Raw genomic sequence first — 6661 nt, 5'->3', positions numbered from 1 at the left:
GTGCGCCGTTTGAAGCGCGTGCGGTTCATCTTCAGTGTTCGTTCCAGCCGCTTGTCGCTCACTCACCCAGCATAGCTACCCACTTTCGCAGGAGGTCTAATATTGAGCCAGATGTAAAGCCTAGGCTTTACATCTACGAAAAAGCGCTCAATGTTGTGAGAAATCTATTACCGCATCAAGACGATTCCCAGATCGCCGATAGCTTAAACAGAATGGGCATTAGAACTGCAAGAGGCCATAAGTGGGATAAAGTAAAGGTAAATAGTTTTAAGAAAAGGCATCTACTCAAAATATAGTTATTTCCGGATAAAAGAAATATATACAGTCGATTCAGGTGTAATACAACACACAGTCTTGACGATTTCTGGGATATGTGCACCACAGTGAATTCTCAAGTGGAGGCAACGCGGAATATGAATACGAAGCACACGGGTATAAATCAAAAAACGTCAGTGGATCTAACTCAACTTTTCGTGAGGAACAGTGCATCTGGTGGCGCTCTAGCACATCAATCACCAATTGCCAATATGGGAAATACCTACTTCCCGCTGCTGTGGCCTATGATGTCGCTGCCCTATCTGCGGCGCACCGAGCCTCCTTTGTGTACGCTCGAGTCCCTTCTACGCCTCGCACGGATGACTCGCGCCACCCTTCAACATGCGGGAGTAAGGAGAGAGCCTATAGGGCGTGCCTCGGAGAAGAGGATGTGTGATTGATGGCCCCGATCAACTCCAGTGGCCGAAAACCCTCCCGGTGCGTGGAGGTCGAGTGGGCGACATCAACGGGAGAGTTGACCGCGGCACACCCTCGCGCAAGACTGAACCATGACCGCAACTGCCACACCCAAGCTTCCTATGCCGCGCAAGCCCACGCCGCAAGAATTGCGGCTTCGACTGGCCCGCGTGACGTACAACAGCCTGAGGATGGAGGGTTTCGAGCCCTCCTTCGATCAGATCCTGGCCTGGCAGGACGAAGCCCGAAGGAAACGTGAGTTTCCTCGCGAGTGACGGCGGGGCGTTCGCACCTGATAAACTGCTCATCCTACACAGTGAGAAAACGCTTCATGAGCGCCCAGAGCAGGAGTATGGAGAACACGTTCTAGGATCAAGTGAAGGCAATACAGCCCAATGAACGCCCTCAGCCGGGATCACAAGGTCCGGAGGCCTGACCCACGAGGCGGCTTGACGGTGGCCGGATGCGTCTCGCAGAGCCGGGCAGCCTGGGCCTGAGTGTCCTGCCCCTTCTGAACCCCTTATTTCTTCTGTCAAGGCTCTCGATTCGCGTGATCGTGGCTAACCCCACTCGCGGATACGCACATCTTGGCCCGGCACGATCCAGCAGCCCAATCGTCAGAAAAGAAGGGCGTCAAAAGCAAAAGATTTTCACCCGCTGTGCGGGTGGCGGGGACGTAGCAGTGATTTCACTGACTCCCATACCTGGCTCGCTGGCCCAAAGGATCTCCTTGACGATCTCGTAACCCCATTCTTACGCCCAGCATTGCCCACCCTCTTCAGGCCACCCAAACTGGGTGGCCTCGCCATTTTCAGGAGTTCACCATGACCGTATTCAAATACCGAGAGCGCCAGATCAGCAGCAACACTGGCGATCCGCTCCGCAACCTCGCCCGACCCAGCGGCTGCCCTCTCTGCGGCGTCTGGGACGCTGAAACCCGGCTACCCACCTTGAGGCACCGTGCAGGCAAGGACCTGATCGGTCGGTGGGCACCATGAAACTGACCCTCAATCGTGCTCAGCAACGCGTCCTCGCTCTGGTTGGTACGCCCTCACCGTCCGATGCTGAGGCGATGCCTGTCGCCCGTTGGACCCTCAGTCCGGACGCTCTGCGGGCGTTGCGTGCCTGGCTCCTGGTGCCCGGTCACCTGCAAGGTGGACCGCTCTTCGGGACCCGGCAGGGCGAGACCCTCCACATCCGCTTTGTGGCCCGCAATGGGTATCCGATTCAGCCCTCGGCCTGTGATCCCCTGAGTTTCGACGGGTCGTATCTGCTGGGTTGGAACGACGCTCTGACGGCGCAGTCTGAAGGCAGCTGCGACTGGGTGGGGCAGTGGCTGATGTCTCCCGACCGGCAGCTCCCGAACCTGATGACCGATCTGGCCTGGGTGGGGCGGGCGCAAGAGATGGGCCTGGTAGACGACCTTCACATCATAGTGATGTTGGGCTGGGTGGAAGGGCAGCTCACCACGCGAGCCTACGCCTACGATTATGATCTCGGCCAGGCCCGGCTGGTCATGGAGGGCGAAGCGTGAATCCGTTCGAACCGGATCTGCTGTCGGGCTTTGAGCGGGCGTTGCTGACGGCGGCGCGGCTCACGGCGCAACTCACCGAACCGGCGGTGCGGACCGGTGATCCGGCCCGCAGCTTGATGATCATGGCCGCGACGCTCTGTCACTTCAGGCTCCGGATGGGGCTGGACCCCGATGCCAAACCCATGAAGATGCCGATCGCCCAGATTTCGAATCAACTGGCGCAGTATCAGGCGGGCGGCGCGGCCGCGATGCTCCGGGACCTCAGTCTGGCCCTGGCCTGTGTTCCCGCTGGGCTGGGAGACGCTGATGGCTATCTCCTGTCGCTGACCGTCCAATTCAAGCGCACCAGTCAGCTGCACCTGATGCCGATGCTGCCGTCTAGGGTCCGGTCTCCAAAGCCGCTGAACCAGCGTGACACCCACTGGCTGACCTTTCTGCGGCTGGCCGGTCAGGTGGAGCGGCAGGGAGGCTTGCGTCTGGAACCCCAGGACAGACCCGATGTTTCGGGTCTGGGTCAGATGCTGTGGGTCCGGATGATCTGGGGGACGCAACGCAACCATCAGCACCACCGACCGCTGCTGGATCAACAGCGGGCCAGTCTGACCGGACAGGAGGCCAGCTGGGCTGAGCAGGTGCGTAATCACCTGACGACGATCTTCCGATTGCAGCGCCAGCCAGACAGCGCGCAGTCCCTGAGTACCCACATCACGCTGCTGGCACTGCTCGAGCAGTATACCGAGGCGCAGGAATGAGGGACGCGGGTACCACGTCTCACTTGGGGCTGAACTGGAGGCACACCATGAGCAGTGAACACTGAGGCGTCCTGATCACTCAGGTAGGAGCCACCGGATTGCTGCTGACCCGGTGGCTGACCCGGCTGGGTATCCCGTGATGTTCGATTGATGGATGCACTGGTTACCCACTTAATGTGTTTGAGGATTGCCCCCGCAGTGGCAGCTCAGTGAAGGTCTACGCCCTCACCGAGAGTGGTGGGCAAGAGCTGGAAGCACGGCGACGGGAGTTTGAGACGTTCACACGGCCAAGCCTGCGAAGTGATCAACCGCGAAAAAGTGACGGTCGCGGTCTGAGCAGGCGTCAGCCGAGAGGTCCATGTGGCAGCGCACCAAATGCCTGTTGAAGATCCCCTTCTACGGCCTTCAGGTGCTCCAATTGTTGCTGCAGCTCGGCTTCGATGACGGTCAAGTCGCGCGTCTGGTCGGTTTCGAAGTCCAGGTACTGGTTGGGTTGCCAGGCCTCTTTGTTCTCGAAGATGCGCTCGGATTCGACCAACGTCGCATAGGGCTCACTCGGGTTACGCTCCTGTATCAAGGTGGTCAGTTGCTGACGAACCTTTTCCGGGAGGACCTTCACACGCCCTTCGCGGGTGCCCAGGCCACTGGCGTCGATCATCAAGACGTCCTGATGGCCGCGCGCTCCGCCTTCGGGTCGGTCGAACACGGTCATGACCAGCGGCAGGGCCAGATTCGGGTACAAGGCGCTGGGCAGGGCGACGACGGCGCTCACCCAGCCTGCCGCCAGCAGATCTCGGCGAATGGCCGCCTCGGCACCGCTCCGAAACATCGGGCCGTGGGCGGTGATGAAGACCGCCCGACCGCCTGGCTTGAGGGCGACGAGACCGTGCTGCAAAAATAACCAGTCGGCCGTTTTCGGCAGCGACGTGCCGCCGAAGGCCCAGCGCACGTCCCCCTGCAACTCAGAACCGAGGTGGGGGATGGCCAGAGCGACGGGTGGATCGCCGACGACGCGGTCGAAATCTCTGGCCTTGACGGTCGATTGCAACAAGCTGTCCTCGACTCGGATCTCAAAATCAACGACCCCATGGAGCATGAGATGGAGAGCGCCCAAGAAGGCCAGGTTGGGATCGACCTCCTGGCCGACATACTTCAGGCCGTTTGGATCCCTATGTTGCTCGATTTGTTCCCTCGCCACTTCGACCAGTAGCCGTGCCGCGCCGCAAGCAGGATCTAGAATGCGTATCTCGGGTTGGGCATGGAGTTGCGTCGCCATCAGCTTGGCGATACCACTGGGGGTTTGGCTGTGGAGCGCCGAACTGGAAGGGCGTCCCGCCTGGTCGAGCAGGTCGGTATAGGCCCGTCCGAGTTCCGTTAGGGTCGTCCATACCGGTTGGATGTCACTGATGGGAAACTGCTCGACGAACGAGGCGACTTTGCGGGAACTGCGAGCAGTGGTCGCAGGATCGGCGACCGTTGAGGCTTGGAGCGCCTCGGCAGCGTCACCGTCAGGCTGCGAGGCCGGCAACACCAGAAACGAGCGGGCACCAGGTTTGACTGGGGCCCGCTCAATCTATGCCGATGAGCGCGGTAGAAACCATCTGGTTCGCTGTCCGTCGCCCTTTCCCTACAGCACATTCAGGGACCGCCCCTGGCTGATCTGCTGCCGTAGAGCTCCGAGCCACACGTGCTCTGGAACAGCTACGCCACTGCCGTGATGGCTTTCCTGATCGAGGAGGGAATGGAGCCTTTCGGCGAAAACCTGCAGAGTACTTACAGGTCCCACTGTAGCCCGGCGGTGGTCAGTAGCCTGTCCAGCGGCCAGGTCAATCACGCGGGTCCCTCTGCCTTATCTGTCCATGCAGGGAACATATATAAGCAAGGACATCAGCTCAACGCAGACGACCTTGCTCACCCAAGTTGAGATCGGCTTCGATGTTGCCCCCACAACATCAGGAGCAAACTCACCCAGCTGGCATTTCTGGTGGCCGACGCTGATGCTCAAGCTGAGCTCAGTAGCTAGAGCATCGGCGTGAGGGTAGGATGGACGGTTCTTGAATTGATCCTAAACTATATATTCAATCCACGAGAACACCGAATGTCACGGGCGAATGTTCGCTTCCACATCTCCTCTCAGAATTTGATTCATAGAGCCAATAGTCGTTGATGATGCGCGGCATAAGAAGCTGCAAGGCCAGTCCCCTTAAAGATCGTGTTCGATCAGGAACGGCAGGAGAAAGCGCTCCAGCAAGCTTGCCAGGAGTGCCCAGGCGCGCTGCTGGGCTCCAGGCAGGTGGGCAGTAAAGACCAGCGTGTCCTCCGGCACAGCGTCTTCAGGCCAGGGTCGCGCTCGAAACCGCTTAGGGAGCAGTTCTCGAGGGTGTAGCGCAGGCGGGCAAGCCGCTCAGGTTCTAGCGCTGACTGGACGTGCATGTCCTGCAACATTGACGCCGTTATCAATCAACCAGCCGCCTTAAATTTCCTGAGCGTTCAGGTGCTGCCGTTCACAGCCGCCGGGTAGAACTCGCTTCGCCGCAGCCGCTCAACTTCACGCTCGAACTGGGCCTCGTCGATCTCCTGCACGCGGCCGTCTTCATTCCACTTGATCGCGCTGTAATAGCGGGGGTCCGCCACGAAGCCGCCCAACAAGGGATTGAAGGCCACCAACGCCACACCGTCGGGCCGTTCCTGCATCTTGACCGGCACGCGGCCCACCAGGTAGTACTTCGTCTCGCCGGTTCGTTCCCGTTCCAATGTGGTCATGTGGGGCTCCTTGCTGGGTCTTGCTCGGCGGCCAGCACCAATCTCCAGGCTCCGTTGAACAAGTCTGCGCTTGTGGCCTTGAGTCTGTCTAGCGTCAGCTGCTCAATCGGGGAGAGCACCGGGGTACTCAGCAGGGGGATGGCAGCGTGAGTCTCTGGGGCAAACAGGCGGCTCTCTCGCTTGGCTTCCAGCCCCCGGCGGATCTCGTACAGGCGGTGCTCGTGCTCGTCGAGTTCGTCGATGAACCGGTGCATGACCTTGAGTTCGGCGTAGTGTCCACCCATCTCCACAGTGAATTGCAGATCGCGGTAACCGCTGTTCTGGGGCCGCACCACCCGGTCACGGTAGCCGACTACCCGGAACGACTCCGGTAGCTTCGAGGCCACGTCGTAGAGATCCCAGAGCGAGTCGACCACCACCTTCCCGGCGAGCATGTCGAGCGGCAACCGCAGGTCCACACTGTACTTCTCCACGATGCGGTCGAGCTTCTTGACCCCGCCTGGACGGGCACTGGCAGGATGATTGGTGGCCTGGCCGAACGCGCTCAGGTGCTGGGCGAAGTCTGCAGCCCGGGAGCGTGCAGCGGCGTAGCAGCGCATGAAGTCCGTCTCGGGCTGCTCCAGCGTGCTGGGGTCTGTCGTGTGCAGGCCGCGCAGCGCGACACTGAGCCGGGCACAACTCTCGTTCAGTCCGGCAGCTCTCGCTTGCCGCAAGGCTTCGGGTTCGGGTTCAGGTGCTCTACGGGGACTCATGTGGCCTCAGCCTACTGGAAGGCTCTGGAGCCGAACGCCACCTTGCCCGCTGGCCCTCGGCGTTCTCACCAACAAGCTGCGTTCAAGTCGTAGCGGGAACTCGTACAGCAGGTCGCCTGAATCTCAGG

At 60.2% G+C, this 6661-nt stretch carries 8 protein-coding genes; 4 read left to right on the top strand and 4 right to left on the bottom strand.

Annotated elements, in window-relative coordinates:
• Positions 1 to 824: 824 nt before the first annotated feature.
• From GUI70_RS19820 to GUI70_RS19805, 4 genes are all read left to right on the top strand, one after another.
• Positions 825 to 1007, top strand: a complete 183-nt coding sequence (locus GUI70_RS19820) for a hypothetical protein (protein ID WP_161884032.1) — start codon at positions 825 to 827, stop codon at positions 1005 to 1007.
• 549 nt (positions 1008 to 1556) lie between these two features.
• Positions 1557 to 1730, top strand: coding sequence for a hypothetical protein (locus GUI70_RS19815; RefSeq protein WP_161884031.1), 174 nt, complete (start codon positions 1557 to 1559; stop codon positions 1728 to 1730).
• The gene (locus GUI70_RS19810; RefSeq protein ID WP_237725062.1) at positions 1727 to 2266 is read left to right on the top strand and encodes a hypothetical protein; all 540 of its coding nucleotides are present in this window, start codon (positions 1727 to 1729) and stop codon (positions 2264 to 2266) included. Before GUI70_RS19815 ends, GUI70_RS19810 begins: the two co-directional genes overlap by 4 nt.
• Positions 2263 to 3018, top strand: a complete 756-nt coding sequence (locus GUI70_RS19805) for a hypothetical protein (protein ID WP_161884029.1) — start codon at positions 2263 to 2265, stop codon at positions 3016 to 3018. The genes GUI70_RS19810 and GUI70_RS19805 overlap by 4 nt, the downstream gene beginning before the upstream one ends.
• A gap of 343 nt (positions 3019 to 3361) precedes the next feature.
• Here GUI70_RS19805 and GUI70_RS19800 read toward each other — a convergent pair whose 3' ends face one another.
• The 4 genes from GUI70_RS19800 to GUI70_RS19790 all read right to left on the bottom strand — a co-directional run bounded on the left by GUI70_RS19800 (position 3362) and on the right by GUI70_RS19790 (position 6533).
• Positions 3362 to 4549, bottom strand: a complete 1188-nt coding sequence (locus GUI70_RS19800; RefSeq protein ID WP_161884028.1) for an HsdM family class I SAM-dependent methyltransferase — start codon at positions 4547 to 4549, stop codon at positions 3362 to 3364.
• Positions 4550 to 5221: 672 nt separating this feature from the next.
• Positions 5222 to 5344, bottom strand: coding sequence for a hypothetical protein (locus GUI70_RS25090; protein ID WP_272952908.1), 123 nt, complete (start codon positions 5342 to 5344; stop codon positions 5222 to 5224).
• A gap of 164 nt (positions 5345 to 5508) precedes the next feature.
• Positions 5509 to 5781: a hypothetical protein gene (locus tag GUI70_RS19795; protein ID WP_161884027.1), complete on the bottom strand. Its 273-nt coding sequence runs from the start codon at positions 5779 to 5781 to the stop codon at positions 5509 to 5511.
• Positions 5778 to 6533 carry a nucleotidyltransferase family protein gene (locus tag GUI70_RS19790; protein ID WP_161884026.1) on the bottom strand — a complete coding sequence of 252 codons (756 nt, stop codon included), beginning with the start codon at positions 6531 to 6533 and terminating at the stop codon, positions 5778 to 5780. The genes GUI70_RS19795 and GUI70_RS19790 overlap by 4 nt, the downstream gene beginning before the upstream one ends.
• Between the last annotated feature and the right edge of the window lie 128 nt (positions 6534 to 6661).

The organism is Deinococcus alpinitundrae (assembly GCF_009982895.1).
Taxonomy (GTDB): domain Bacteria; phylum Deinococcota; class Deinococci; order Deinococcales; family Deinococcaceae; genus Deinococcus; species Deinococcus alpinitundrae.
This window is presented reverse-complemented; position numbering and strand designations above follow the sequence as displayed.

Excerpts from the sequence above, each read along its gene's own strand:
- GUI70_RS19820 (WP_161884032.1), top strand. The coding sequence starts at position 825 with ATGACCGCAACTGCCACACCCAAGCTTCCTATGCCGCGCAAGCCCACG.
- GUI70_RS19815 (WP_161884031.1), top strand. The coding sequence starts at position 1,557 with ATGACCGTATTCAAATACCGAGAGCGCCAGATCAGCAGCAACACTGGC.
- GUI70_RS19810 (WP_237725062.1), top strand. The coding sequence starts at position 1,727 with ATGAAACTGACCCTCAATCGTGCTCAGCAACGCGTCCTCGCTCTGGTT.
- GUI70_RS19795 (WP_161884027.1), bottom strand. The coding sequence starts at position 5,781 with ATGACCACATTGGAACGGGAACGAACCGGCGAGACGAAGTACTACCTG.
- GUI70_RS19790 (WP_161884026.1), bottom strand. The coding sequence starts at position 6,533 with ATGAGTCCCCGTAGAGCACCTGAACCCGAACCCGAAGCCTTGCGGCAA.